The sequence below is a fragment of the Ruegeria sp. YTSA226 genome, from assembly GCF_059609905.1.
Window position 1 is genome coordinate 391124 of sequence record NZ_JBXWMQ010000001.1, and the last position, 19284, is coordinate 410407.

Annotated in this window: 20 protein-coding genes; 11 read left to right on the forward strand and 9 right to left on the reverse strand. The window is 55.6% G+C overall.

Annotated elements, in window-relative coordinates:
- Nucleotides 1-54 precede the first annotated feature (54 nt).
- The 6 genes from AC2FFF_RS01945 (at nt 55) to AC2FFF_RS01970 (ending at nt 8135) form a co-directional block, all read left to right on the forward strand.
- Complete coding sequence (locus AC2FFF_RS01945; RefSeq protein ID WP_142633969.1) at nt 55-714, forward strand: MarC family protein; 660 nt, start codon at nt 55-57, stop codon at nt 712-714.
- Between the two features lie 95 nt (nt 715-809).
- Nucleotides 810-1040 carry a phosphoribosylformylglycinamidine synthase subunit PurS gene (gene purS, locus AC2FFF_RS01950; RefSeq protein ID WP_142633967.1) on the forward strand — a complete coding sequence of 77 codons (231 nt, stop codon included), beginning with the start codon at nt 810-812 and terminating at the stop codon, nt 1038-1040.
- Nucleotides 1041-1062: 22 nt separating this feature from the next.
- Entirely contained in the window at nt 1063-1731 is a 669-nt protein-coding gene (purQ, locus tag AC2FFF_RS01955; protein ID WP_271946978.1) for a phosphoribosylformylglycinamidine synthase subunit PurQ, read from the forward strand.
- A gap of 36 nt (nt 1732-1767) precedes the next feature.
- Nucleotides 1768-3546: a sensor histidine kinase gene (locus AC2FFF_RS01960; RefSeq protein WP_281972145.1), complete on the forward strand. Its 1779-nt coding sequence runs from the start codon at nt 1768-1770 to the stop codon at nt 3544-3546.
- A gap of 12 nt (nt 3547-3558) precedes the next feature.
- A complete protein-coding gene (locus tag AC2FFF_RS01965; RefSeq protein ID WP_142633961.1) occupies nt 3559-4893 on the forward strand; it encodes a sigma-54-dependent transcriptional regulator in 1335 nt (444 codons plus the stop codon).
- A gap of 506 nt (nt 4894-5399) precedes the next feature.
- Nucleotides 5400-8135: an Rne/Rng family ribonuclease gene (locus AC2FFF_RS01970; RefSeq protein WP_496882818.1), complete on the forward strand. Its 2736-nt coding sequence runs from the start codon at nt 5400-5402 to the stop codon at nt 8133-8135.
- A gap of 45 nt (nt 8136-8180) precedes the next feature.
- Here AC2FFF_RS01970 and AC2FFF_RS01975 read toward each other — a convergent pair whose 3' ends face one another.
- Nucleotides 8181-8414 (reverse strand): sulfurtransferase TusA family protein, encoded by a 234-nt coding sequence (locus tag AC2FFF_RS01975; RefSeq protein ID WP_271946987.1) that lies wholly within the window; start codon nt 8412-8414, stop codon nt 8181-8183.
- A gap of 105 nt (nt 8415-8519) precedes the next feature.
- Here AC2FFF_RS01975 and AC2FFF_RS01980 point away from each other — a divergent pair, with 105 nt between their 5' ends.
- The 4 genes from AC2FFF_RS01980 (at nt 8520) to AC2FFF_RS01995 (ending at nt 12850) form a co-directional block, all read left to right on the forward strand.
- Nucleotides 8520-9272, forward strand: a complete 753-nt coding sequence (locus AC2FFF_RS01980) for a cytochrome c biogenesis CcdA family protein (protein ID WP_271946989.1) — start codon at nt 8520-8522, stop codon at nt 9270-9272.
- 63 nt (nt 9273-9335) lie between these two features.
- On the forward strand, nt 9336-10550 hold the full coding sequence (locus AC2FFF_RS01985) for a hypothetical protein (RefSeq protein ID WP_281972143.1): 1215 nt from the start codon (nt 9336-9338) through the stop codon (nt 10548-10550).
- Nucleotides 10547-11896 carry a cytochrome P450 gene (locus AC2FFF_RS01990; protein ID WP_281972142.1) on the forward strand — a complete coding sequence of 450 codons (1350 nt, stop codon included), beginning with the start codon at nt 10547-10549 and terminating at the stop codon, nt 11894-11896. Before AC2FFF_RS01985 ends, AC2FFF_RS01990 begins: the two co-directional genes overlap by 4 nt.
- Nucleotides 11897-11968: 72 nt before the next feature.
- Nucleotides 11969-12850, forward strand: a complete 882-nt coding sequence (locus tag AC2FFF_RS01995) for a fructose bisphosphate aldolase (protein WP_281972141.1) — start codon at nt 11969-11971, stop codon at nt 12848-12850.
- A 6-nt stretch (nt 12851-12856) separates the two neighbouring features.
- Here the strand turns inward: AC2FFF_RS01995 and AC2FFF_RS02000 are convergent, their stop codons facing one another.
- The 4 genes from AC2FFF_RS02000 to fumC all read right to left on the reverse strand — a co-directional run bounded on the left by AC2FFF_RS02000 (nt 12857) and on the right by fumC (nt 15310).
- The gene (locus AC2FFF_RS02000; protein WP_281972140.1) at nt 12857-13459 is read right to left on the reverse strand and encodes a DNA-3-methyladenine glycosylase I; all 603 of its coding nucleotides are present in this window, start codon (nt 13457-13459) and stop codon (nt 12857-12859) included.
- Between the two features lie 68 nt (nt 13460-13527).
- Entirely contained in the window at nt 13528-13743 is a 216-nt protein-coding gene (locus AC2FFF_RS02005; RefSeq protein WP_271947000.1) for a ribbon-helix-helix domain-containing protein, read from the reverse strand.
- Nucleotides 13740-13916 (reverse strand): DUF4169 family protein, encoded by a 177-nt coding sequence (locus AC2FFF_RS02010; protein ID WP_281972139.1) that lies wholly within the window; start codon nt 13914-13916, stop codon nt 13740-13742. The genes AC2FFF_RS02005 and AC2FFF_RS02010 overlap by 4 nt, the downstream gene beginning before the upstream one ends.
- Entirely contained in the window at nt 13916-15310 is a 1395-nt protein-coding gene (fumC, locus tag AC2FFF_RS02015; protein ID WP_496882819.1) for a class II fumarate hydratase, read from the reverse strand. The genes AC2FFF_RS02010 and fumC overlap by 1 nt, the downstream gene beginning before the upstream one ends.
- Nucleotides 15311-15516: 206 nt before the next feature.
- Between fumC and AC2FFF_RS02020 the strand changes: the two genes are divergently transcribed.
- Nucleotides 15517-16080: a hypothetical protein gene (locus AC2FFF_RS02020; protein WP_281972138.1), complete on the forward strand. Its 564-nt coding sequence runs from the start codon at nt 15517-15519 to the stop codon at nt 16078-16080.
- Nucleotides 16081-16114: 34 nt separating this feature from the next.
- Here the strand turns inward: AC2FFF_RS02020 and AC2FFF_RS02025 are convergent, their stop codons facing one another.
- The 4 genes from AC2FFF_RS02025 to AC2FFF_RS02040 form a co-directional block, all read right to left on the reverse strand.
- On the reverse strand, nt 16115-16573 hold the full coding sequence (locus AC2FFF_RS02025; RefSeq protein WP_281972137.1) for an SspB family protein: 459 nt from the start codon (nt 16571-16573) through the stop codon (nt 16115-16117).
- Nucleotides 16574-16649: 76 nt separating this feature from the next.
- Nucleotides 16650-17906 carry a chromate efflux transporter gene (gene chrA / locus AC2FFF_RS02030; RefSeq protein ID WP_281972136.1) on the reverse strand — a complete coding sequence of 419 codons (1257 nt, stop codon included), beginning with the start codon at nt 17904-17906 and terminating at the stop codon, nt 16650-16652.
- Nucleotides 17903-18706: a chromate resistance protein ChrB domain-containing protein gene (locus tag AC2FFF_RS02035; protein WP_281972135.1), complete on the reverse strand. Its 804-nt coding sequence runs from the start codon at nt 18704-18706 to the stop codon at nt 17903-17905. The genes chrA and AC2FFF_RS02035 overlap by 4 nt, the downstream gene beginning before the upstream one ends.
- Nucleotides 18707-18835: 129 nt before the next feature.
- Entirely contained in the window at nt 18836-19267 is a 432-nt protein-coding gene (locus AC2FFF_RS02040) for an ester cyclase (RefSeq protein WP_142633933.1), read from the reverse strand.
- Nucleotides 19268-19284 lie beyond the last annotated feature (17 nt).

Genomic DNA, 19284 nt, shown 5'->3' on the forward strand with positions numbered 1-19284 from the left:
GGCCGCAGCTTGTCCGGCATTGTTTGTTGAACAAGCATAATCGGGTGAATAAAAATGGCCGAGCTATTTGATCAGGCAGTATTTTTAAAGTTCCTCGCTGCGCTGCTGGCGATTTTCAACCCGCTATACGGCATCCCGATTTTCCTCAGCATGACCGAGGGGTATAGCCCGCCAGAACGTAAACGCGTTGCAATGGTTGTGACAGCCACGGTTGTGATTGTATCACTGATTTCGGTACTGATCGGCGAAGAAATTCTGGCGCTTTTCGGTATCGACATTCCGTCTTTTCGCATCGCTGGTGGGTTGATCATTCTTGGGGTTGGTATGTCGATGCTGAACGCGTCTGACCGGTCAGAAAGCGATCAGAAAGCCGTTAAAGATGGCGCGCAGAAGAAGAACATTGCGGTTGTTCCCCTGGCTATCCCGTTAACGATTGGGCCCGGCACTATCGCGACAACCATTGTGTTCGCGCATAGTTTGCCCGACGGCGCCGAGGTAGTAACTTTGGGGGCGGCCGTTTTGATTGCCTGCGCTATTGTCGGGCTGGGATTGTTATTTGCTGACCCTATTTCCAGGTTCTTTGGGCCGACAATGATCAATGTGATCACCCGTGTTATGGCCATCATTTTGGTTGCCGTAGCGGTTGAAATGGTTCTGACAGGGACCTTCAACGCAATAGATACGCATTATCCCGCGCTAAAGGGTTCCGAGTAGGTGCTGACAAGGGTTGTCGAACGCCGACAGTCGCGCTATCCCCGCGCACAACGGAACGGGCCTCAAATACCGGCCCTCAGCTGGAGTTGCAGTAAATGAAAGCACGTGTGCATGTGATGCTGAAAACCGGGGTACTTGACCCTCAGGGTGAAGCGGTGCGCCACGCATTGGGTGCCATGGGTTTTGATCAGGTCGAAGGCGTCCGTCAGGGCAAGGTGATTGATCTTGAACTCGCCGAGGGTGCGACGGAATCGGACGTCACCGAGATGTGCGAAAAACTGCTGGCTAACACGGTCATCGAACGCTACGAGATCGAACTGGTCTGAACCGCTTGCAGGAGGGCTAGCCATGCGCGCAGCTGTCATCGTTTTCCCCGGTTCCAACTGTGATCGGGATCTTGCCGTTGCCTTTGAACAGGCCGGATTCCAGGTAGACATGGTCTGGCATAAAGATGCTGCTCTGCCCAAGGGCGTGGACATTGTCGGTGTCCCCGGCGGGTTTTCTTATGGAGACTACCTGCGTTGCGGAGCGATTGCCGCACAATCCCCGATCTGCAAGGCCGTGGTCGACCACACCGAGCGTGGCGGATACGCCGTTGGTATCTGTAACGGTTTTCAGATCCTGACCGAAACGGGCATTCTGCCCGGCGCTCTGCTGCGCAATGCGAACCTGAAATATATCTGTCGTACCGTAGGCCTGAAGGTCGCAACCAGCGACAGCGCCTTTACCCAAGGCTATAACGCTGGCGATGTGATCGGCATTCCGATTGCGCATCATGATGGAAACTATTTCGCGGATGAGGCTACATTGTCCACGCTCAGGGATCACGACCGGATCGCATTCACCTATACCGAGAATCCGAACGGCTCGGTTGGCGACATTGCGGGCATTCTGTCTGAAAACCGCCGTGTTCTTGGTATGATGCCGCATCCCGAACGAGCGGCAGACGAAGGGCATGGTGGCACCGATGGAACGGCATTGTTTCGCGCATTGTCGGGCATCGTCGCACCTGCGTGACTTGAGCTTGCATCTTAGCCCGCGTAACTTTCGGGAATGAGTTCCGACACACGCTCTACCTGGTCTGCACTGTTCAAACCGCTCCGCGCTGCGCCTCTTGGCTGGCCTTTGCGCGCGGCTGTTCTGGTGCTTTTGTTGGTAACGGTTGCGACGATATGGATAACCAACAGTCTGCTGACGGATCGGTTTACTGAATCCACGCGAAACCGGGCCGAACTGCGCCTTGCTCTGTATTCCGGGAACCTGCTGAGCGAGCTGCGCAGAAATGCGATTGTGCCGCAGCTGCTAGCGCGGGATCCGACGCTGATCTCGGCGTTGCAATCCAGCGATTTTACACTGTCCACGCAGCGACTTATTTCTTTTGTCGAAGAGATAGGCGCCGCATCCTTGATGCTTTTAGACCGGGATGGCCGATCTGTTGCCGCAACTGATCGCAGCCGGTTGGGCGAGACGCACAGAAACGCGCCGTATTTTGTAGATTCCATTCGGTCAAACTCGACCATCTTCACCGTGATTGAAAAGGAATCCGGTGGTTACAGCTTTATCTATTCGCGCCGGATGGAGGCCTCGTCGGATATCCTTGGTGTCATCGTTGTCGAGGTTGATCTGCAGAAATTCGAACGCGCCTGGGCAGGGATCTCCGATGCTGTTCTGGTCGCTGACAGTACGGGCACCATTATTCTGTCGACTGAACCGCAATGGCGCGGAGTAGAAGAGGGGGCTGCCATGCTGCGGCAGCCGCCGCAAAGTGCCATCCAGCGCGCTATCAGGGCCACGACCGATTGGACGGCTCTGCCCCCCGACGCCTATTTGCAGGGCGAGGCGGTGATCCGCATGGAGACACGCATTCCATTCCGCGGCTGGACCATGACCTCGTTCACGACCTACGCCTCGATCCGTGAGAAGGTAAACAGCGTTCTTGCATTGGAAATCATGGGTTTTGCGATTCTGTTGGCGCTTGCCTTCTATGCGCTCAGCCGTAGGGCCACGTTCAGAATGGCCTTGTTCCAGCGCGAGTCGGCAGAGCTTCGCGCATTGAACGCAAGGCTACAGCGGGAAATCGCTGAGAGGGAACGGGTTGAAAAGACGCTGGAAGTAGCCGAGCAGACGCTGGCCCAAAGCTCGAAACTCGCGGCCCTGGGCGAGATGTCTGCGGCCGTCAGCCACGAGCTGAATCAACCTTTGGCTGCAATGAAGACCTATCTTGCCGGCGCGCGTTTGCTGCTGCGACGCAACCGCCCCGAAGAGGCGCTGGCCAGCTTTGGCCGCATCGACGGTCTGATTGAACGAATGGGCGCAATAACACGCCAGCTCAAGTCCTATGCCCGCAAGGGTGCGGATGCGTTTTCACCAGTTAACCTTGGCGAAGCGCTCGCTTCGTCCCTCTCCATGATGGAGCCGCAACTGCGTCAGAGGCACGTCAAGATTACGCAGATACTACCGGAAGAAACCGTACTGGTCATGGGCGACCGCATGCGGATCGAACAGGTGATGGTGAACCTCTTGCGTAATGCCTTGGACGCCACCAAGTCTGTATCGGAACCGGATGTTGAAATCATACTGGCCGCGGGTGACCAGGCGGTGCTGACTGTACGCGATAATGGCTATGGGATTGAAGACATCGAAAACCTGTTTGAGCCGTTCTACACGACCAAACAACCCGGCGATGGAGTTGGTCTGGGGCTTGCCATCTCATCCGGTATCGTGAACGACCATGGGGGACGGCTGACCGCGCGCAACAGCCAGTACGGTGGCGCGGTGTTTGAGATGCAACTGCCGATACTTGGAAGCGATGGCCTTGAGGCCGCTGAATAACGAGGAATGAATATGGCACAGGCCATGAAAATCGCCATTGTTGATGACGAACAGGACATGCGCCAGTCGATCAGCCAATGGCTGGCACTGTCGGGATATGACACTGAAACCTTTTCCAGTGCCGAGGATGCACTGAAAGTTCTGGGTCCGGATTATCCGGGTATCGTCATATCGGACATCAAGATGCCTGGTATGGACGGTATCCAGCTGTTGAAAAAGCTGATGGGCGCGGACAGCACCTTGCCGGTGATCATGATCACAGGCCACGGTGACGTGCCAATGGCGGTTGAGGCCATGCGCGTGGGTGCGTTTGATTTCCTGGAAAAGCCGTTTAACCCTGATCGGATGTCCGAACTGGCCAAACGTGCCAGCAATGCCCGCCGGTTAACGCTGGACAATCGGGCCCTGCGCCGCGAGCTGTCCGGTGGCACTCAGATCATGAACAAGCTCATCGGTGCCAGCCCCGTGATGGAGCGCTTGCGCGAGGATATTCTGGATCTGGGGCAGGCTGACGGTCATGTTCTGATCGACGGAGAAACCGGCACCGGGAAAACCCTGGTTGCACATGCGTTGCACGCTGTTGGCAGTCGCGCAGGCAAAAAATTTGTTCTGGTTTCGTGTGCTGCCCTCGAAGAAGAGGCCTTGGGAAAGCGTCTGTTCGGCCCGATGATGCCAGAAGACAGCCAGTTGCCCGCGATTGAGGAAGCCCGGGGTGGAACTCTGGTTCTGGAGGATGTCGAGGCGCTCAGCGATACGCTTCAGGCGAAACTGCTGAGTGTCATGAACGATCAGGGCACACCTGCCGAAACCCGCATCGTCGCCATTTCTAACCTGCAGGAAGCTGGGAAAACCAGCGAGGACGTTCTGCGCCCCGATCTCTTCTACCGGCTTGCAGCATTGCGGATCACAATGCCGCCGCTGCGTCAGCGCGGTGAAGACATTCTGACCTTGTTCACACGGCTGAGCGAGCAATTCGCTGAAGAATACGGCTGCGATGCACCTCAGGTCAGTGCGCAAGAGGCAGCTCAGCTTTTGCAAGCGCCGTGGCCCGGAAACGTACGGCAGCTGATAAACATCGCGGAACGTGCTGTGCTGCAATCCCGTCGCGGATCGGGGACGATCGCGTCTCTGTTGATGTCTGATCACGAAGAAATGCAGCCCGTGATGACGACCGAAGGCAAGCCGCTCAAGGAATATGTCGAGGCATTCGAGCGGATGCTGATCGACAATACCATGCGGCGACATAAGGGGTCGATTGCCTCGGTTATGGATGAACTTTGCCTGCCGCGTCGGACATTGAATGAGAAGATGGCCAAATATGGCCTGCAACGTTCCGATTACCTGTGACGGGCTTGAGCCGATGCCTTTGTGGCCCTTTGGGTGATACCAAGTAATGTTTTTAGCTGGATAACGAGATCCCGACCGGTGGTCGGGGTCTTCAATGCAGTTTGCCCATTGTCTTTTCCACAGGACTGCTTTTATTGTAACCAGACGGGCTGGGCGGATTTGACGCCGAAAAGTCCCGATCTTTGAGATTCGCTGCTACGCCACTGGTGGAGACCAGGTCCCACACTGGCCAAGCAGACCGATTGTGCCCCTTACCGGGGTGATTGAACGCCTGAGCCCGCAGAAAAGCGGGCGAAAGGAATAAATGGGCAGGCAGCGGTCGTTCGCGCCTGTCGGAGAAGAACCGCGATGACGCGCGCGCAACGACTGAGTGTACGGGCAGGGGGCCACAGTGCCAGACCCTGCAGCGCGCCGTCTGAAATCGCCCTGACAAGACACCACCCCAAAAGCACCCATCCTCCTGGACGGGTTAGGACAACGCGTTTGGCGCGGTGCACCAAGGAAACATGGCTAAGAAAATGCTTATCGATGCCACCCACGCGGAAGAAACCCGCGTCGTGGTGGTTGACGGAAACAAGGTCGAGGAATTCGATTTTGAATCCGAAAACAAACGTCAGCTTGCTGGCAACATATATCTAGCAAAAGTTACACGGGTCGAACCCTCGCTGCAGGCAGCTTTTGTTGACTATGGCGGAAATCGCCACGGATTCCTGGCGTTCTCGGAAATTCATCCCGACTATTATCAGATTCCCGTCGCTGATCGCGAAGCTCTGATGGAAGAAGAGCGCGCCTATGCCGAGGCAATGCGTGCGCGTGATGAGGCTGAGGAAACCAAGCCCAAAAGACGCCGTTCACGCTCGCGCGCCAAGGCTGCCGATATCAAATCGGATGATGCAGTGGAATCGGTCGAAGTCTCGTCCGAACCCACAGGCATGGAAACGATTGACCTGGATGAGAGCGATGAGGCCAATGATCCTTCTGTAGAAGAAGGAACATCTCCGGCCGATCATGTGGCAGAAACTCCTGTAGAAGAGCCGACGGACGAACCGGAGGCGGAAGAAGCAACCGCAGAAACTGAAGACGCGCCTGCGGAAGAAGTCGACCAATCAGATGCTAGCGCTGATCAGGACGGCACGGACAAAGAAGCCGAGGCGCAGGAAAGCACCGCGACTGAGACGGACGCGGATGACGCGACAAGCGCTGAAGCCAACGCCGAAGACGCCCCTGACGAGGCTGGCGACGACGAAGAAGAAAACACCCGTACGGACGCCACCGCAAAAGACGAGACCATTGAGTCGGTTGCCGACGAAGATGACAGCGAAGACATCCGTCCACCGCGCAAACCGCGCGCGCGCCGGTACAAGATTCAAGAAGTCGTCAAAGTACGCCAGGTTCTGCTTGTGCAGGTCGTCAAGGAAGAGCGTGGCAACAAAGGTGCAGCTCTGACCACTTATTTGTCACTTGCTGGCCGATATTGTGTTTTGATGCCGAACACCGCGCGGGGCGGCGGCATCAGCCGTAAGATTACCAACGCGCCTGATCGCAAAAAGCTTAAGGAAATTGCGGCTGAGATTGACGTCCCGACAGGGGCGGGTCTTATCATTCGGACCGCCGGGGCGAAACGCACCAAATCCGAAATAAAGCGCGATTACGAATATCTGCAACGTATGTGGGAACAGATCCGCGAGCTGACGTTGAAATCCATCGCGCCTGCGAAGATCTATGAAGAAGGCGACCTGATCAAACGGTCGATCCGCGATCTCTATAATCGCGACATCGACGAGGTTCTGGTCGAAGGCGAAGGCGGATATCGCATCGCCAAGGACTTCATGAAAATGATCATGCCGTCGCACGCCAAGAATGTGCAGCGGTACGAAGACGCGCTGCCATTGTTCGCGCGCTATCAGGTGGAAAGCTATCTGGCGGGGATGTTCAACCCGACGGTACAGCTGAGATCGGGTGGCTATATCGTGATCGGCGTGACCGAGGCGCTTGTGGCGGTCGACGTGAACTCGGGTCGGGCAACCAAAGAAGGCTCGATCGAGGAAACGGCCCTGAAGACCAACCTTGAGGCCGCCGAAGAGGTGGCTCGCCAGTTGCGCCTGCGTGATTTGGCCGGTCTGATCGTCATCGATTTTATCGATATGGACGAGCGGAAGAACAACGCCGCTGTCGAAAAACGCCTGAAAGAAAAACTGAAAACAGACCGTGCGCGCATCCAGGTTGGTCGCATATCTGGTTTTGGTCTGATGGAAATGAGCCGACAGCGCCTGCGTCCCGGTATGTTGGAGGCAACGACACAGCCTTGTCCGGCCTGCCATGGTACCGGCCTGATCCGTTCGGATGACAACATGGCGCTGAGCATTCTGCGCCAGATCGAGGAAGAAGGCACGCGCCGTCGCTCACGCGAGGTGCTGGTGCGCTGCCCGGTCAGCATCGCCAACTTCCTGATGAACCAAAAGCGCGAGCATATCGCACAGATTGAGGCGCGCTATGGTCTGTCGGTTCGCATCGAAGGGGATGTGCATCTGGTAAGCCCTGATTTCTCGATGGAGAAGTTCAAGACCGCCAGCCGGATTGTTCCCGAAGCCAGTGCGCCGGTTGTATCGGTTGATGCCACGCTGATGGAAATGGTCGACGCCTCTGAAGAAGAGACCGTCGAGGAAGAAACGCCGCAGGCTGAAGATGAAACCAAACCCAAGCGCAAGCGCCGTCGGCGTCGTCGCAAGAAGGGCAATGGTGGTGCCGAGGGGCAGGATTCTAACGGGCAGGAGGCTGATGAAGATACAGCTGAAGCGTCCGAGGAAGCTGTGGAAGAGCCTGCAACAGATGCCGTAGAAGCGGTGGAAGAGACGCAGGAAGAAGCGCCTGCCAAGCCTAAACGCCGCCGGGCTCCGCGTCGCAAGAAGAAGGACGCCGAAGATGCCGAGACGATAACCGAACAGGTCGTCAAAGCTGAACCAGAGGCCAAGGTCGAATCTGAAACGGAAGCTCCGGCAGAAATCGAAACTGTCGAAGCCGAAGCAGCACCGAAACAGGAAACGGTTTCGGAAACTGCCGTGCCGAAAGAAGAAACGCCGGAAGCGGCAGAGCCTGTTCAAGAGGTTGTTGCGGTTGAAGCCACTGAGGAACCAACAGTAGAAGTCACAGAGCCTGTGCTGGAAGTAGTTGCGGATGAACCGGAAACGCCATCGGAGCCTGCCAAGCCAAAACGGCGCGGTTGGTGGTCGTTGGGCCAGTAACTTGAAAAGGCGGGCCTCAGAGCCCGCCTTTTTATTTGATAGGTCTCAAACGGACTTCTGGATGGTGTAGACCTGATGCCCATCAGATTCTTCCTGTGACAGCAAGCGATGTCCACTTTCCATGCAGAAATGTGGAACATCAATGACTGCAGCGGGATCATCAGCCAGCACTTTCAAGACCGCTCCCGCGGGCATTGACTTGAGCCGTTTACGGGCCTTCAGGACGGGCAGCGGGCACAGCAGCCCCAACGCGTCCAGTGTCTCGGTTTGGTTTGACATGTACCTGAGATATTTCCACTTTCAGACGGTGTCCAGCGTGCAACCACGAGGATGTGACCGAATGGCCCCGTGACGCGGGCGACTTCATGACATATGTGCTGAAACATGTTCGGAATTGATATCATTGACGCAGGGCTGTTGCCCGCCATGTTCATCGCATTGCTCGGTGGGTTGATTAGCTTTTTATCGCCCTGCGTGCTGCCGATTGTGCCGCCCTATCTCGCCTATATGAGTGGCGTCACGATCAACGAGATGCAGGATGAGGCCCGTGCACGCAGAAAGGCGACACTTTCGGCGCTGTTCTTTGTTATGGGGCTGTCCACGGTGTTTCTGTTGCTTGGCTTCACAGCCTCTGCGTTTGGGGCGTTCGTGCTGCAGAACCAGGTGCTGTTCGCCAAGATTTCAGGCGCGGTTGTCATAGTCTTTGGCCTGCATTTCCTGAACGTTTTCCGCATCCCATTCCTTGACCGCGAGGCCCGGATCGAAGCCGGAGACAGCGGCGGGTCTGTCTTTGGGGCCTATATTCTGGGTCTGGCCTTCGCCTTTGGCTGGACGCCCTGTATCGGCCCGCAACTGGGTGCGATCCTGTCGCTGGCTGCCTCCGAGGCATCCGTCGCACGTGGGACATTGTTGCTGGGCGTCTATGCAGCGGGTCTTGGCATACCTTTCCTGCTCGCAGCGATGTTCCTGAACCGATCCATGTCGGTGATGAACCGAATAAAGCCCCATATGGCACTGATCGAGAGGATCATGGGTGGCCTGTTGCTGTTTGTTGGTATCATGCTGATCACCGGCCTGTTCACTGAGTTCAGTTGGTGGCTGTTGGAAGCCTTCCCCGCGCTGGCAAACTTTGGGTAACCCTCTTATCTGACTTACTTTGGCTGTAATGCTGCGCTAACCTGCGTCGCAGAAGGTAAGACCATGAGCAGTCAGACAAATCAGCCTCGGGTGAAACGGCGTAGGGTATTCTATATTCCCGGATATGACCCGATCCCCCCACGGCGCTATCGCGAGCTTTACCGCAGTGAAAGCGCAAGACAGGCGGCTATTTCAGGGTATGAAATCTCGGTCTCGCCCAAAACCGGAGAGGGCTTGTATGGATGGCACGTCCATTCGGTTCAGGACGGGGCTGAAGTTCACACAGATGTCGAGGTGCTGGTCTGGTCCGACATCGTACGCTCCAGCATGTCGAACTCGATTGTGGCCACCTATCTGCAGATGCTGCGTACGGCATGGATCTATATCTCGACCGGCGTGTTATGGCGCCTGATGCGATTGCGCAAAGGTCCGGTGATAGCCGCGCTTTATCCGATCGTGATGCTGATCGCACAGCTTTTGGTCGCAATGGCTGTGGTCATCGGATTGACAGTTCTGCTTGCGCCGGTCCTGTCTTTGGTGGCGTTGGTTCTGTCTATTGGTGTTGCCTATGTGCTGATGCTGTGGTTCCGGAAAATCGACAACAAGCTGTTCGTCTATTACCTGATGCACGATTACGCCTATTCAGCGGCTTCAGGCGGTAAAACACCTCCTGAATTGACCGGACGACTATCGGAGTTCACAAATGCGATTGCCGCAGCTCTTACCGATGAGACGGATGAGGTTCTGATCGTCGGCCACAGTTCCGGCGCTCATCTGGGTGTCACGGTTCTGGCCGATCTGATCCGATCCGGACGGGTGGGCACAGACGGGCCAGAGCTGTCCTTTCTGACATTGGGGCAGGTGGTTCCCATGGTCTCGTTCCTGCCCAACGCATATGATCTGCGCGCGGACCTGAGGTTTCTTTCGAAACGCGAAGACTTGGCTTGGGTCGACATTTCTGCACCCGGGGACGGCTGCGCATTCGCTCTGTGTGATCCTGTCGCTGTAAGCGGGGTCGCGGATGCCGATCAGCGCTGGCCTTTGGTGTTATCTGCCGCGTTTACGCAAACGCTGTCAGCAGAACGGTGGCGCGCCCTGAGGTGGCGGTTTTTCAGACTGCATTTCCAATATCTCTGTGCCTTTGATCACCCGGACAGGTACGATTATTTCCGCGTGACTGCCGGGCCTCTGTCGCTTGGGCATCGGTTCGCCGATCGCAAACCTTCGGGATCCCGGATTGTGCGATCTGTATCCAAGTATGTTTCGGTGCAAGCATGACCCCGCCAAAGCCCACATCGCGGTCAGACAGGGTTTCGCTGTGGCGCTATTTCAGGTTGTTTCGCAAGGACATCCTCTCGGCACAGCCGCAGCGATTGTACCGCGCATGGATGGCCGAGTTTAAGACGCCGTTCTTTCGATCATATCTGACGAACCAACCAGAACTTGTTGAAACCGTCCTGAAAAAACGCCCCGATGATTTTCCGAAATCAGACCGTATTGGCGAGGGTCTGCGGCCGTTGCTGGGGAATTCGGTCTTTCTGACCAATGGTGAAAACTGGAAACGCCAGCGCCGGGTTATCGACCCGGCGTTTGAGGGCGGGCGCCTGAAAGATACCTATCCGGCCATGGTTCAGGCGGCAGAGGCCTGCGTCGCGCGTCTGCGCGGACAGGCCGGTTCTGTCATCGAGTGCGAAGAGGTCACCAGTCACGTCGCCGCGGATGTGATCTTTCGAACGCTTTTTTCTGTACCGATTGAAGACCGCGTTGCGTCTCAGGTTTTTGAGAAATTCCGAACCTATCAAAGAGAGCAACCGCTGTTGAATTTGGCGGCATTTCTGCCTCTGCCCAAATGGATGCCGCGGCTACATTCCAGAAAAACTCGCAAGACCGCGCGTGAAATCAGGACGCTGATCACCGAAATGACCGCTCAACGCGCGAGGATGATTGAGGCCGGGCAGGCGCCGCATGATCTGGCAACAAAGATCATGACAACGGCTGATCCCAAGACCGGCAAGTGTTTTGACACGCAGGAGATGGTTGATCAGGTGGCGATCTTCTTTCTGGCAGGCCACGAGACCAGCGCTTCTGCGTTGGCTTGGGCGTTGTACCTTTTGGCGACCCACCCGGATTGGCAGGACAAGCTGGCGGCCGAGGCGCAAGGGCTGGACCTATCCGATTTTACCTCCGTATCGCTGTTGAAGCTCAGCCGCGACGTGTTTCGCGAAACGCTGCGCCTGTACCCTCCGGTCCCGATGATGGTGCGAGAGGCCACATGCCGCGAAAACTTCAGGGGCCGGGCGATTAAACCAGGCTCGCAGATAGTCATCAGCCCATGGCACCTGCATCGGCACGAACGTCTGTGGGCAGACCCCGACGGGTTCGACCCGTCCCGCTGGGCTAAGGGCAATGAGGAAAGTTGTCCCAGAGAGGCTTTCATCCCATTCTCGGCCGGGTCGCGCATTTGCATCGGTGCCGGTTTTGCAATGGTCGAAGGTCCGTTATTGCTGTCGTCACTACTGCGGAAGTTCAGGTTCGAAATCTCGGACATGCCAGAGCCGGTTCCGGTGGCTCATCTGACCGTCAGATCCAAAGATGGAATTTGGTTGCGCCTGGTTGAGCGCTAACAAACTACCATCGGCATGCTCCATGCTGTATGCGGTTGAAAAACGCGGAATCATTTCGAACGGGAAAGTCATATGTCCAAAACACAACAGCGCGAGCAGATGTCCAACGGTGCCGGTTTTATTGCAGCACTGGACCAAAGTGGCGGCTCGACCCCCAAGGCGCTGGCGCTTTATGGGGTAGACGCGTCAGAATACGGCTCGGACGCAGAGATGTTCGGCGAAATCCAGAAGATGCGCGCGCGTATCATTCTGGCGGATGGCTTCACAAACGACAAAGTCATCGGCGCGATCCTGTTCGAACGCACGCTCGGCGAAGAGATTGATGGCCGTAAAGTCGCAGATTTTCTTTGGAACGTAAAAGGCATTGTTCCGTTTCTGAAGATCGACAAGGGCCTCGAGGATGAGGCCGATGGCGTTCAGGTCATGAAACCGATCCCCGGTCTGGCCGATACTTTGGCTAAAGCCGAAGGCGTTTTCGGCACTAAGGAACGTTCCGTGATCCATGAGGCCAACGCCAAAGGCATCGCAAACGTTGTCGCGCAGCAGTTCGATGTGGCGCGTGAAGTCGTTGCCGCCGGGTTGGTTCCGATTGTCGAGCCCGAGGTGAACATCAACTCGACCACCAAAGCCGAAGCTGAAGCAATTCTAAAATCGGAAATCTTGCAGAACCTAGATCAGTTGGATGATGGTCAGGATGTCATGCTTAAGCTTACCATCCCCAGCCAGGCTAATCTGTATGACGATCTGGCTGACCACCCCAGAGTTTTGCGGGTCGTAGCCCTGTCCGGCGGATATTCGACCGAACAAGCCTGTGATCTGCTGGCGCAGAATAGCAAGATGATTGCGTCTTTCTCTCGTGCGCTGACCGAAGGACTGTCGAAAAAGCAGTCAGATGCCGAATTCAACACGGCCCTAGGCAGCAATATCGATAAGATTTCTCGCGCCTCTGCCTAAGCTGCGCTATTCCGGTTTAGTGAAATCGCGGCGCATCTGCGCCGCTTTTGCCCGCATAGAGCACTCGGTCGCATGATCGTTTACAAGACCCATGGCCTGCATGAATGCAAAAACCGTGGTCGGGCCCACAAACTTCCATCCCCGCTTTTTAAGGTCTTTGGACATGGCAATAGATTCAGCCGAAGTTGAGGCTGTTTGTGGCGCTGGCGGTGAACTGGCCTCATAGCGCCAGACATAAGCTGCAATCGACCCCTCAGCTGCCACCAGCTCCTGGGCGCGCCGGGCGTTGTTGATGACTGCTTCGATCTTTCCGCGATGCCTGACAATGCCTGCATCCAGCAAAAGACGGGTGACATCGGCCTCATCAAACTTCGCTATTGCGTTGTAATCAAAATGTTTAAATGCTTTTCGAAAGTTCTCGCGTTTGGAAAGAATGGTGCGCCAGCTGAGGCCGGACTGAAAGCTTTCAAGGCACAGCTTCTCAAACAAACGCTGATCGTCGCTGACCGGATAGCCCCATTCATTGTCGTGATAGTCGAAAAACTCTGGCGCAGACTGACACCATGCACAACGCGGTTGACCGTCTGGGCCGGTAACTGTTTCGCTCATCACTAAGTTCCCTTTTTGTTCTGGTATGAGCATAGGCATTTTCCAGAGGCCAAATCAAGAACGGAAAGTCAGCCGCGATACCAGTTCAGAATATAAACGCGTATTGCCGAAGCCAATCCGACCTCAGGGTCACGGTTAAAATCAATTTCCGCAGCTAAGGCATTGATTGCCATATCCTTATCAGCTGCAATGGCACGAAAGGCTTTCCAAAACTCGTCCTCAAGAGATACCGAGGTTCGATGGCCCTTAAGCGTCAATGAGCGTTTGATGGGACGTCCGCTCATTTGTCGATCTCATGTCCGTCCAGATCGCGCCGCGACTTATCCAGATGCTTTTTGCTGGCGTCTTTCTCGGCTTTGTTGCGCCCGAATGACACGGCGTTTTGGTCCGCGCGGGCCTTTTTCTCGGCCCGCGCCTTGTCTTTTCTGTACCGGTTCAGATTGACCGGCTTTGCCATCAGTCCTTGGGTCCAATCATTTGTTCGGGGCGCACAACCGCGTCAAAGGTTTCGGCGTCGACAAAGCCAAGCGCGATGGCCTCTTCCTTAAGGGTGGTGCCGTTTTTATGCGCGGTCTTGGCAACAGTCGTTGCGTTGTCGTACCCAATGGTTGGCGCCAGCGCGGTGACCAGCATCAGCGATTCCTTCATCAGTTTTTCGATGCGTGGTTCGTTGGCCTGAATGCCTAGCAACATCCGCTCGGTAAAGCTGTCTGTGGCATCACCAAGCAACTGGATCGACTGCAAAAGATTGTAGGACATCATAGGGTTATAGACGTTCAGTTCGAAATGCCCCTGGCTGCCGGCGAATTTTGTGGCGGCATCGTTGCCCATGACGTGTGCTGCGACCTGTGTCAGTGCTTCGGCTTGTGTTGGGTTTACCTTGCCTGGCATGATGGACGATCCGGGCTCATTCTCAGGCAGGATCAATTCGCCCAGACCGGAACGCGGTCCAGATCCCAAAAGTCTGATATCATTTGCAATTTTATAACAGCTGCCAGCAATGGTCGCCAAAGCACCCGATAGGAAAACCATCGCATCATGGGCGGCGAGCGCCTCGAACTTATTCGGAGCGGTAACAAAGGGCAGGCCGGTGATATCTGCCATATTCGCAGCGACCGCTTCGCTCCACCCGGATTGAGTGTTTAGGCCAGTACCAACAGCAGTTCCGCCCTGGGCAAGCTCGTAAATTCCAGGCATCGCGGCGTTGACCCGTGCGATACCCTGACGAATTTGATGGGCGTAGCCGCCAAATTCCTGACCCAGTGTCAGCGGCGTGGCATCCTGCGTATGGGTCCGGCCGATCTTGATGATGTCTTTGAATTCTTCGGCCTTCTGCTCCAGCCCCGAGGCCAGCTTTTCCAGACCCGGCAGCAGAACGTCCCGAACGCTCATACCTGTGGCGATATGCATGGCTGTCGGGAACGTGTCGTTCGAGGACTGGCCCATGTTGCAATGATCGTTCGGATGAACCGGGTCTTTTGTGCCGATTGTACCACCCAGGATTTCGATAGCCCGGTTCGCAATAACCTCGTTAGAGTTCATGTTCGACTGGGTGCCGGATCCTGTTTGCCAGACGACCAGCGGAAAGTTGTCATCGAACTTACCTTCAAAAACCTCACCCGCGGCCTGAATCACCGCATCCGCAATCCGCGCGTCCAGTTTCCCTGTCGACTTGTTCTGCATGGCGCAGGCTTTTTTGATCACACCCAATGCCCGCACGATGGCCACAGGCTGTTTTTCCCATCCGATCGGGAAGTTCATAATCGAACGCTGGGTCTGTGCACCCCAGTATTTGTCTGCGGGAACCTCCAGCGGGCCAAAGCTGTCGGATTCGGTGCGGGTTTGAGACATCGGTCACTCCGTCATGTATACCATTGCATGCCAATTACAGTCAGCAGCGTCGCGGTGCAATCGGCCAGTTGCGCGCACCATAAACTTATGCCTGACAAAGGTATAGGCGCAGAGCTGCGTCATTTTTCTCGTCGCAATCGCCATCACCGCCATTGTACGCGCCGGTGGGTGAGCTACTATAGAGTCAGAGCACGCCGGAGGCCGCAATGCGTCTGAATCACCCGACCACTTGCCTGAAATTCATTATCTATTCCTTTGCCACCGTTCTGTGGGCCTCCTTGGCGGTAAATCCGCTTCATGCGGCAGATATTGAGCCCTTTGTTGGCAGCTACGTTGGGTCTGCCAATGTTGTCGATGCAAACGGGACCGAAACACCTCGTGATATGAGTGTGTCAATCCAGGAATTGAAGAACGGGTTCAATGTTAGTTGGAAGACGACAACTTACAAACTGAATGGCCGCGTCAAGGAACAGGCATTCTCGATTGATTTTCAGACCTCGGACAGATCGGACATCTTTTCCGCGGCCATGAAGCGCAATGTATTCGGCCATGAAGTTCCGCTTGACCCGATGCAGGGGGAACCGTTCGTCTGGGGCCGGATTGAGGGTCAAACTCTGACCGTGTTTTCGTTGTTCATTGCAGAAAATGGCGGCTATGAGCTGCAGCAATATGACAGAACGTTGGCAGAAGGCGGTCTGAACCTGTCATTTTCCCGTTTCCGCAACGGTACCAAATCACGTTCCGTAGAGACGTTCCTGACGAAAGAGTAAGCCCCGCGAACCGCGAGGCTTTCCAGCGCATATACTATTTTCTGAAGCTGTCCAGCGACACGACATCAGCGTCATGCTGTTGCGGTTCTTCTTCGACCTCGATTATCTCATCGTCCATCGGATCAAAGTCATCCTCTTCATCCGGGCTTTCAAAACGCAGGCCAAATTCCACAGAGGGGTCGACAAATGTTTTGATCGAGGCATAGGGAATGTACAAAGGTTCCGGCGCGTCGCCAAAGTTGAGCGTGATGGCAAATCCGCTTTCGCCGACCTCAAGATTTTCGAACCAATGCTGCATCACGACAGTCATCTCTTCCGGATAACGATCATGCAGCCAGTCGGCAATTTCCACGCCGTCACACCTGGTATCAAACGTAATGAAAAAGTGGTGCGCACCCGGCAGGCCATTTTCTGAAACGCTGGTCAGAACCGTCTTGATCAACCCGCGCATGGCGGTGTGCATCAGGTTCCCATAGTCGATGTCTTGCGACATGTGTCATCCTCAAAAGTGGCTTCCCTAAGCATAAGGGATTCCTTTGGAAACGAAAGGCCGGTTACACGCTGACTGTTCAGAGAAAAAACAGGCCGGTGCCAGCAGCTAGCATAACCATTAGCGTAAGCGCCATGCCGAATTTAAGTTTAAAAATCAACGCTCCGGCGAAGACAGTCAGCACAGCAGCTTTCACATCCAATGAGGTCAATTCAGGCCAGGGCAGGCTGATTGGTCCAAAGGTTTTATTTGGCAGTTCTGAAAACAGCACATTCAGGGCAAACCACACGGATAGGTTGAGAATCACCCCAACCACAGCAGAGGTAATACCTTGCAGGGCCGCCGATAACCGGGGCCGCGCAGCGATGTGGTCAAGATAGGGGGCTGTGAGGAATATCCACAGAAAGCAGGGAACGAATGTTGCCCAAAGTGCAACGATACCTGCGGCGATGGCCAGCATCGATCCGCCCGAGATCTGACCGGTCAGCATAGCGACAAATTGTGTTACCAAAATCAAAGGCCCCGGTGTCGTTTCCGCCAGACCAAGCGCGTCGATCATCTGATCTGTGGATATCCAGTTATACTGATCCACAACGGTCTGCGTCATGTAGGCTAGAACAGCGTAGGCCCCGCCAAATGTCACAACTGCGAGGCGGGCAAAGAACCAGCCAAGATCGCTGAGAAGTTTCTGACCAGAAAGACTTAACAGCCACAACGGGCCAAGCCACAGAACCAACCAGATCGACGCGTTCCGCAGCACTTCGCTTAGGCGCGGGGTGGGGGTGTCGACCGGTCGGGCGGCGACGCCGTTGAAGCTCAGATACCCCCAAAGGGCTGCCGCCGCGATGATCGCGGGGAAGGGGAGGTCGAACAGAAAGATTGCCAGAAACGCGAGGCCCGAGATCGCACGATATGAGACGTCCGACAGCGCTTTGCGGGACAGGTTTCGCAGGGCCTGTAGCACGATGATGATCACCGTAGCTTTGACGCCGAGAAACGCGGCCTGCACCAGAGGAAGCGCGCCATAGGCCGCGTATAGTGCCACCAATGCTGAGATAATGATCGCACCGGGCAGAACAAACAGGCTGCCTGCGATCATACCGCCCGAGACGCCGCGCAGACGCCAGCCGGAATAGGTTGCAAGCTGCATCGCCTCGGGGCCGGGCAGCAACATGCACAGCGACAGAGCCCGAAGATAGGTTTCTTCGTCCAGCCAGGGACGCCTTTCGACGAGTTCCTGATGCATCAATGATATCTGGGCTGCCGGGCCGCCGAAGGACAGCAATCCAATGCGGCCGAACACTCGGATGAGTTCAGGATATGTTGGTGTGCTCATTTCTCGACTGCCGGCCAATCATGTTTCTCAACAAACCCGTCGCGGGCCCAGAGATACAAGGCATCGTACAGATGCATCCCGGCCTCGATGGCCTGATGGTCGTCTTTATATAGGCGCGATAGCCCCACCGAGACCGCAAGAAGCCCGGCTGCTTCGGGCGCCAGATCATGCCTGTTCGTATCCGCGGCCCGGACAACTGTCGCAAGCCTGTTCATTGCGGGCGTAGCAAGCTGGAAATCTTTTACCAAAGCATCAAATGTGCAGTTATCCCCACGATGGCTCCAGCGGACGCCCTCAACATCGAACGGGGTGGCGTTAAAGACTTCGGATACCTTTGCCACTTCGGATGGGGCAACAAACAGAAAACGTGCGTTGGGGTCGATGAAACGCCGGATCAACCAGGGGCAAGCAATGCGATCAATCTTAGGCCGATGGCGCGTTACCCAGAGTGAAGGAGACGCTGGTATATCTGCAAATGGGATGCGCGGTGCATCGGGCGTCTCGCGCCAAGCATACATGCCGCCTTCCAGATACTCAGCGGCCACGCCTTCACTCCTCAGCCAGGAAACGACGGCCTGGCTCAGCTTTTTGCCCTTTTGGCAAATGATGATGCAGGGGCGGTTAGCGATGAGCCCCTTCAGCCCATCCAGATCCTTCGCCGGATGACGAACCGAGCCCGGTATCAGATAAGGGTCCTGTTCAAAATCGGTGTCAGTGCAGATGTCCACTAGAACAGGCGCCCGGGACGTTCCGATCAGACGTAACAGTTGTTTCGATGTTATAGCATTAGGCGCAGGCATGGCATGTCTCCTGTGATCGACGGATACATGCGAAACTTGGGCTGTCGCCTCACGGGGCGTTCGCAATCTTACCCCATAGGCTTTGCTACCGCGACAAACCAGTCGGGGTCAAGATTGCGAGCTCATTTCCTAGGCCCAGTCCAGCCGTTGACCAGTCATGCATACGGGCAGGGTGTCCTTGGGAAACTGACCAAGCTGTTCAAATAAGGAAATGAAGTCAAACTGGTTATACGCCTCGACAATACGACCTTCTTTAATGCGGCCAATCATACTGCCAGAGGCCTGCAGTGGTGCGCCGTTATCGGCGCGTGTTGTGCTGACCTGCAATATCGCCGATACCCAATCGCCATTTTCGATGATTTTGGGCAGCTCAACATGGATATCGCCCAGAATGTGGCGAAACGCCATGACCAGATCCCGAAAATCATCGGCCCCCACCTGCATTTCCGGAATCAGTCCTTCGGCTGTCGTTTCCGGCGCGAAATACCGATCAATCGCATCGGTATTTCCGTTTTCCCAAACCTCTGAATACCATTCTCTGAGTATATCTGCGTGTGACATCCCAGCTCTCCTTTTCC

What these genes read in the sequence shown, in the direction of transcription:
- AC2FFF_RS01945 (WP_142633969.1), top strand. Translation starts at nt 55, where the DNA reads ATGGCCGAGCTATTTGATCAGGCAGTATTTTTAAAGTTCCTCGCTGCG.
- purS (WP_142633967.1), top strand. Translation starts at nt 810, where the DNA reads ATGAAAGCACGTGTGCATGTGATGCTGAAAACCGGGGTACTTGACCCT.
- purQ (WP_271946978.1), top strand. Translation starts at nt 1,063, where the DNA reads ATGCGCGCAGCTGTCATCGTTTTCCCCGGTTCCAACTGTGATCGGGAT.
- AC2FFF_RS01960 (WP_281972145.1), top strand. Translation starts at nt 1,768, where the DNA reads ATGAGTTCCGACACACGCTCTACCTGGTCTGCACTGTTCAAACCGCTC.
- AC2FFF_RS01965 (WP_142633961.1), top strand. Translation starts at nt 3,559, where the DNA reads ATGGCACAGGCCATGAAAATCGCCATTGTTGATGACGAACAGGACATG.
- AC2FFF_RS01970 (WP_496882818.1), top strand. Translation starts at nt 5,400, where the DNA reads ATGGCTAAGAAAATGCTTATCGATGCCACCCACGCGGAAGAAACCCGC.
- AC2FFF_RS01975 (WP_271946987.1), bottom strand. Translation starts at nt 8,414, where the DNA reads ATGTCAAACCAAACCGAGACACTGGACGCGTTGGGGCTGCTGTGCCCG.
- AC2FFF_RS01980 (WP_271946989.1), top strand. Translation starts at nt 8,520, where the DNA reads ATGTTCGGAATTGATATCATTGACGCAGGGCTGTTGCCCGCCATGTTC.
- AC2FFF_RS01985 (WP_281972143.1), top strand. Translation starts at nt 9,336, where the DNA reads ATGAGCAGTCAGACAAATCAGCCTCGGGTGAAACGGCGTAGGGTATTC.
- AC2FFF_RS01990 (WP_281972142.1), top strand. Translation starts at nt 10,547, where the DNA reads ATGACCCCGCCAAAGCCCACATCGCGGTCAGACAGGGTTTCGCTGTGG.
- AC2FFF_RS01995 (WP_281972141.1), top strand. Translation starts at nt 11,969, where the DNA reads ATGTCCAAAACACAACAGCGCGAGCAGATGTCCAACGGTGCCGGTTTT.
- AC2FFF_RS02000 (WP_281972140.1), bottom strand. Translation starts at nt 13,459, where the DNA reads ATGAGCGAAACAGTTACCGGCCCAGACGGTCAACCGCGTTGTGCATGG.
- AC2FFF_RS02005 (WP_271947000.1), bottom strand. Translation starts at nt 13,743, where the DNA reads ATGAGCGGACGTCCCATCAAACGCTCATTGACGCTTAAGGGCCATCGA.
- AC2FFF_RS02010 (WP_281972139.1), bottom strand. Translation starts at nt 13,916, where the DNA reads ATGGCAAAGCCGGTCAATCTGAACCGGTACAGAAAAGACAAGGCGCGG.
- fumC (WP_496882819.1), bottom strand. Translation starts at nt 15,310, where the DNA reads ATGTCTCAAACCCGCACCGAATCCGACAGCTTTGGCCCGCTGGAGGTT.
- AC2FFF_RS02020 (WP_281972138.1), top strand. Translation starts at nt 15,517, where the DNA reads ATGCGTCTGAATCACCCGACCACTTGCCTGAAATTCATTATCTATTCC.
- AC2FFF_RS02025 (WP_281972137.1), bottom strand. Translation starts at nt 16,573, where the DNA reads ATGTCGCAAGACATCGACTATGGGAACCTGATGCACACCGCCATGCGC.
- chrA (WP_281972136.1), bottom strand. Translation starts at nt 17,906, where the DNA reads ATGAGCACACCAACATATCCTGAACTCATCCGAGTGTTCGGCCGCATT.
- AC2FFF_RS02035 (WP_281972135.1), bottom strand. Translation starts at nt 18,706, where the DNA reads ATGCCTGCGCCTAATGCTATAACATCGAAACAACTGTTACGTCTGATC.
- AC2FFF_RS02040 (WP_142633933.1), bottom strand. Translation starts at nt 19,267, where the DNA reads ATGTCACACGCAGATATACTCAGAGAATGGTATTCAGAGGTTTGGGAA.